Source organism: Brevundimonas sp. AAP58, from assembly GCF_001295975.1.
Lineage (GTDB): Bacteria > Pseudomonadota > Alphaproteobacteria > Caulobacterales > Caulobacteraceae > Brevundimonas.
The window spans coordinates 1-4,829 of record NZ_LJHU01000049.1; the positions used below are offsets into that span (position 1 = coordinate 1).

Below are 4,829 nucleotides of genomic sequence, written 5' to 3' on the forward strand. Positions count from 1 at the left end.
CCGCGCACACCGTGTCTGGGGCTGGCCCCCTCCACCGCTTCGCGGTCCCCCTCCCCCGTTTCGCTACGCTTCACGGGGGAGGATAAGCCTCTACTGCCGCGCGCTGGCCGTGCGTTCGCGGACCACGCCGAACTCCGACGTCGGCTTCCAGCCCGGCCAGTCCTCGCTGTTGGCCAGGTCGAGACCCAGTCGATACATCAGCGTCAGGTTCTCGACCGCCGAGCGGAAGTCGAGGTCCGGCGACCACTCGTCGGAGGGACGGTGATAGTCGGCGGCAAACTTGGCGCGCCAGGCCGCCTCGCCAGCCTCGCGGCCGCCCTCGTCCCAGTCCCAGCCGTGCCAGGTCATGAGCGCCGGAACACCGGCGCGGGCGAAGGGGAAGTGGTCGGAGCGGTAGTAGAAACCCTGTTCCGGCATGCCGTCGTCGCCGACGTAGCGGCCCTCGGCTTCCGCCAATACTTGCAGCCGATCCTCAAGCTCGTTCTGGCCCTTGCCGAAGATGGCGACGTCGCGGGTCGGGGGCGACAGGGGCAGCATGTCGATGTTGATGTCGGCCACCGTCGTGGCCAGCGGATAGACCGGATCGGCGGTGTAGGCGTAGGCCCCCAGGAGACCCATCTCCTCGGCCGCCATGTGGGCGAAGACGAAGGTCCGTTCAGCACGCGGCGCGGCGGCCAGCTGGCGGGCCATCTCGACGACGCCGACGGTGCCGGACGCATTGTCCCAGGCCCCGTTGTAGATGTTGTCCTCGGTCGTCGAGACCGGGCTGACGTGGTCGGCGCCGACGCCGACGTGGTCCCAGTGGGCCGAGTAGATGATGACCTCGTCGGGACGGGTCGTGCCTTCGATCTTGGCCAGCAGGTTGTGGGTCGTCAGCGTCGAGATGGTCTCCTCGGCCGCGACCGACAGGGTCACGCCCTCCAGCGCCTTGGCCCGGAAGGTTCCGGTGGCGAAGTCAGCCATGTCAGCGGGGGTCAGGCCGGCCGCCGCCGCCCACATCTGGGCCGTGTCATGGTTGATCGCGCCGGAGAACTCGAGGTCCGCTGCGCCCGGCGTCAGGGTGCGTTCGCGATTGTTGAACTGGCCGGCGCGGAGCCAGTTGGCGTCGGTCGCGGGGGCCATGACCAGGGTGATGATGCCCACCGCGCCCCGACGGAAGGCCTCGTCGGCCTTGTAGGCACCGGACTGGTAATGGGTGGCATAGGCACCGTTGAAACGGTCGGTCACCTCCGGCGCGGTTGGTTCACCCGACATGACGATGACGACCTTGCCGCGCACATCGACGTCGCCGTAATCGTCCCAGCCCCGTTCGGGGGCGTAGATGCCGTAGCCGGCGAAGACGAGCCCCGCGCTCTGGACGGCGGCGCGGCCGTCGTTGGTGGCAGCGCGCACGATGATGTCGGTGCCGACGGTGAGGGGCCGCACCACGCCGTCCGGCCCTGTCCAGCTGGCCGAGGCCGATCCGGCGACCGGGGTATAGCGCTTCAGCTCGACGACCTGGAGCCACTGGCCGTCCGGACCGCCGGGCTCGAGCCCCATCGCCTCGTACTGGGCCTGCAGCCAGGCCAGGGTCAGACGCTCGCCCTCGGTGCCGGGGTAGCGCCCCTGGAACTCGTCCGTCGAGATCTGGCGGATTCCGTCCGACAGCCGCTCGGCCGTAAAGTCCTGCGCCTGGGCGAGCCCCGCGCCCAGCACCACCGCCAGGGCGGCTACGCCGCCGATCCATCCACGCATCGTCAAGGGGTCGTCCTCCGGGTTTGGGCGGACCCTAATCGCGGATCGGCGACCCCGCCCATTACAGTTTCGTCATGTCAGCCTAGTCGCGCGCCGAAGCGCTGGCCGCCCGCGCCGCGGCGAACTCCGACGTCTCCGACCAGGTCGGCCAGTCACCGCTGTTGGCCAGGTCACGGGCGATGGACCAGTAGACCTCCAGGTCCTGGATCTGGCCGCGATAGTCCCAGTCGCCGGACCATTCGTCGTTGGCCTGGTGATAGCGGCGGGCGGTGTATTCATCCCGCGCGGCGGTGCGGGCCGCGATGGGCTCATCGACGAAGGGGCCGGAAGAGTCCGCATAGACCATTGGCACGCCGCGCTTGGCGAGCGGGAAGTGATCGGAGCGGAAGTAGAACCCGGCCTGGGTCGACTGGTCCGGCTCGATCGTCCGGCCCTGGGCGGCGGCGGCGGCCTCCAGACGTGCATCGAAATCGGCGGACTGGCCATAGCCGATCACGCCCAGGTGCCGGGTGCGGCCATAGACGTTGGCGGAGTCCATGTTGAAGCCGCCGACCGTCGTCTCCAGCGGATAGAGGGGATTGGCGGCGTAGTATTCCGAGCCCAGCAGGCCGCTTTCCTCGGCGGTGAAGCCGATGAAGACCAGGGACCGCTCGGTGCGCGGCGCGGCGGCGGCGATGCGGGCGAGCTCCAGCAGGCCGGCGATGCCCGAGGCATTGTCCACGGCACCGTTGAAGATGGCGTCGCCCTCGGCGTCAGGCGTTCCGACCCCGATGTGGTCCCAATGGCCGGTGAACAGGATCGTCTCATCCGGACGGGTCATGCCCGGCAGGCGGCCGATGATGTTGTGGGTGACGATCTGCTGGGACGCCACATCGAACATGACGTCGAGCTCGGCCCCGGTCAGCGCGACCGGCTGGAAGTCGCGGCTGCGGGCCTGGACCTTCAGCGCGTCGAAGTCGAGACCGGCGCGGCGAAACAGCTCCACGGCCACATCGCGCTGGATCCAGCTCTCGACCGGGATGCGCTCATCGGGGTTGGAGCGGACGATGTCGAACTGGGGCCCGGACCAGCTGTTCCGCACCGTCGTCCAGCCATAGGAGGCGGGCGCGTCCTCATGGACGATGATGACCCCGGCGGCGCCTTGCCGGGCCGCCTCTTCATACTTGTAGGTCCAGCGACCGTAGTAGGTCATGGCCCGGCCACCGAAGGTGTCGAGCGCGGGCTCCTCGAAGTCGGCGTCGTTAACCAGGACGACCAGGATCTTGCCGGACAGGTCCTGTCCCTTGAAGTCGTCCCAGTTCCGTTCCGGCGCCCGGATGCCGTAGCCGACGAAGACCAGCGGCGCGTCGGTCAGCATGACGTGGTCGGTGCCGGGGCGACGGGTCGAGATCACCGCCTGCTCGCCCTGGACCAATGGCAGGGTCCAGTCGCCGACCGACAGACTGGCCTGGACGTTGGAGGCGGTAAAGCGGTTCAGCGTCACGGCCTGAGTCCAACTGCCGTTCTCGCCGCCGGGCTCCAGCCCCGCCGCCGCCATCGCGCCGGACATGTAGCCGATCACGCGGTCCTCGGCCGGGGTGGCGATACCGCGCCCCTGATAGTCGTCGGCCGACAGGATGCGGATGTGCTGGGACAGGCGGGCGGGATCGAAGCTCGCGTCCTGGGCGGTGGCGGGCAGGGCGAGCGCGAGAGCGGCGACGGCGGTCAGGAAACGCATGGGGGCCTTCGGCGAAATCTGTGACAGGCCGAAAGGTTAGGAGGTCGCCTCGCCGGTGTCGACTGCGGCGGCCCTGGAACCCCGACCGAACCGCAGGGCCATGCTGAGGCCGATCAGGGGCCCGATCACCATATAGACGACGCCGGGCGCCCAGCTGGCGAGATGATCCGGCGCGGCCGCGGCCAGCAGCATGGAGACGCCCGAGACACCGGCCAGGATGGACCAGTTGCTGATCCAGATCGCGGCGGTCAGGGCCTGATCCGACGTGGGCTCGCCCTGCCCGCGATGGTGGCGATAGAGGGTCCCGTAAAGCACGGACAGGATCAGACATCCGGCTCCGTAGGCGACGTAGAGGTACCTCTGCTCCTGCAGGGTCTCGGCCAGCCGTGTGCCGGGCAACCATCCGCCGGACAGGGCGTGAAGCGCCGCCTCCATGATGAAGCGCAAGGGAAAGACGTAGAGCAGCACCACGAAGACGATGGCCAGGCTGAGGGTGGTCGACAGGACGTCGCGATGCGACCACAGCCGCCCGAGGTCGCGATAGCCCAGCCAGAACATGGCGATCAGGGCGAAGGCGGCGGCGAACGCCGGGGCGCGCAGCAACATGGCCGACAGGTCCGAGAACCGCTCGGGCGTGTCCCCTCCCCCCACGATCAGCAGGGTCACGGCGAAGGCGAAGGCGGCGTCGACGAAGGCGTCGAGCCGACGGGCCATGTCATCCTTGGCGACGGTGATCATGGGGCGAGTGTGCCGCTATCGCCTGCCCCGCGCCACCGTTTGCTGCTGGTCGAAACGGCAGAGCCGGTACTCATCGCAGCAGGATCGGTTCCGCGGCGTGACGGAGGCTCTGCTAAGGCTGAGGCCCCTCGCAATCGGAGAGCGACCATGATCGACCACCGCCTGACCGTTGCCCTGGCGCTTTCAGTGAGTGCCGTGATCGCGGGTCCACTGCAGGCCCAGACGGCGGCACCCGACCCCGCCTACATCACCGAGGCCAATAGGCTCGCGGCCGAAGACGTGACCACCATCCTGAATGTGATCGCCCGCATGAACCACGCGATCGACGTCAACGACTATGCCCTTTACGCCAGCTTCTACACGGCCGACGGGGTGATCGATTCCGGCTTCGGACCACCTTCGGTCGGGGCCGAGGCGATCGTCGCCTCGCTTCAGATGTCTGCGCCGTTCATCACCAACAAGCGGCACGTCATCGGCAATCCGGTCGTCAGCGGCTCCGGCGACGAGGCCAAGGTCACCTACTATCTGATCGTGTTCGAACGGCAGGCGGGCCTGACCCTGGCGGGGACAGCGGTCATCACCGACACCCTGAGGCGAGAAGACGGGGTGTGGCGGGTTGCGACGCATACGACACGAATGG

At 68.5% G+C, this 4,829-nt stretch carries 4 protein-coding genes; 1 reads left to right on the forward strand and 3 read right to left on the reverse strand.

Annotation, left to right across the window (positions count from 1 at the left end; translation table 11 throughout):
* Positions 1-90: 90 nt before the first annotated feature.
* From IP78_RS06980 to IP78_RS06990, 3 genes are all read right to left on the reverse strand, one after another.
* On the reverse strand, positions 91-1,734 hold the full coding sequence (locus IP78_RS06980; protein ID WP_054110979.1) for a M28 family peptidase: 1,644 nt from the start codon (positions 1,732-1,734) through the stop codon (positions 91-93).
* Positions 1,735-1,816: 82 nt separating this feature from the next.
* Positions 1,817-3,451 (reverse strand): M28 family metallopeptidase, encoded by a 1,635-nt coding sequence (locus IP78_RS06985; RefSeq protein WP_054110980.1) that lies wholly within the window; start codon positions 3,449-3,451, stop codon positions 1,817-1,819.
* Positions 3,452-3,487: 36 nt separating this feature from the next.
* Positions 3,488-4,165 carry a TMEM175 family protein gene (locus IP78_RS06990; RefSeq protein WP_197272400.1) on the reverse strand — a complete coding sequence of 226 codons (678 nt, stop codon included), beginning with the start codon at positions 4,163-4,165 and terminating at the stop codon, positions 3,488-3,490.
* A 171-nt stretch (positions 4,166-4,336) separates the two neighbouring features.
* On the opposite strand from IP78_RS06990, the gene IP78_RS06995 reads away from it, so the two are divergent.
* The coding region (locus IP78_RS06995; protein WP_054110982.1) for a nuclear transport factor 2 family protein at positions 4,337-4,829 on the forward strand (493 nt) is incomplete at its 3' end.